This window comes from Spiroplasma sp. hy2, assembly GCF_044714365.1.
Lineage (GTDB): Bacteria > Bacillota_I > Bacilli_A > Mycoplasmatales > Mycoplasmataceae > Spiroplasma > Spiroplasma phoeniceum.
In genome coordinates this window covers 1-1,034 of sequence record NZ_RXFZ02000259.1, presented here as the reverse complement: position 1 = coordinate 1,034, position 1,034 = coordinate 1, and the positions used below count along the sequence as shown (strand labels likewise).

Sequence of the window (1,034 nt, the reverse complement as noted above, 5' to 3'; positions counted from 1 at the left end):
AMTWACACGCTTTAATAATTTCTGTATCAGATAATAAGCATGTTTCTAATATTACTTTTACAATATGTTGCCCAGCTGCTTTTTTACATGCTGCCATATCGGCACGAACTAAATCATAATTATTTGATTTAAACTGACTAATATTCATTACCATATCAATTTCTGTTGCTCCATCGGCTAATGCCGTTGAAATTTCTGTCATTTTTGTTATGGTAGCATTCGCCCCCAATGGAAAACCCACCACAACACAAACATTAACTGTAGTATCTTGTAATAAATTATGCGCTAATTGAACATAAGTTGGATTAATACAAACGGATGCAAAATCATATTCTTTTGCTTCAGCACATAATTTTTTAATCTCTACTATAGTTGCATCTGGTTTCAATAAAGTATGATCAATATATTTATTTAATTTCATTTAATAATTCTCCCTGTTGTTCTTCATTGATTTGAACTGCTTCTAAAACACGAATCACCGCAATTGAGTAATCAATAACCGCTTCATTTCCGAATAGTCTCACTATTTATTATATTAATTATATTAATAAAATACTGTAATTCATAGTATATTTTATTATTATGTTCTGATCCTAATGGTAAAACTGTTGTTTGATTTGTAAGGCGATTATATTTTGTAATTGCTTCTAATTTTGTTAGATTAGTAACATTAATTGTAGTATCATAACTTAAAATTTCACTAGGACTAATGCCTGTCGATGCTTTTGAACAAACAATACTAGTTAAAATATTATTACTATGTTGTAAAAGAACAGCATTATTAATATCAACAACATTCTTTAACTTATGACTCGTTGCTTTAACATCTTTAACTGGTCCAAATAAAGCAACTGCTAATTCAACAGGATAAATTAACATATCATATAAAGAACCTTTTCCTAAAGTCTCATCAAAAACAGAGTTATATTGGTCTAATAAAACTTCTTTCATTCGACTTGAATACTGGCTGCAATGAAAACAAGCTAAAAAAGGTTTAATTTTATTAACATTTGTTTGTAAAATTTGATAAGMTR

At 28.2% G+C, this 1,034-nt stretch carries 2 protein-coding genes; both read right to left on the bottom strand.

Annotation, left to right across the window (positions count from 1 at the left end; translation table 4 throughout):
- The coding region (gene deoC, locus EHV01_RS05900; protein ID WP_422066650.1) for a deoxyribose-phosphate aldolase at positions 1 to 421 on the bottom strand (421 nt) is incomplete at its 3' end.
- A partial coding sequence (locus tag EHV01_RS05895) for a Gfo/Idh/MocA family protein (RefSeq protein WP_422066649.1) occupies positions 412 to 1,034 on the bottom strand: 623 nt, incomplete at its 5' end. The genes EHV01_RS05895 and deoC, both read right to left, overlap by 10 nt.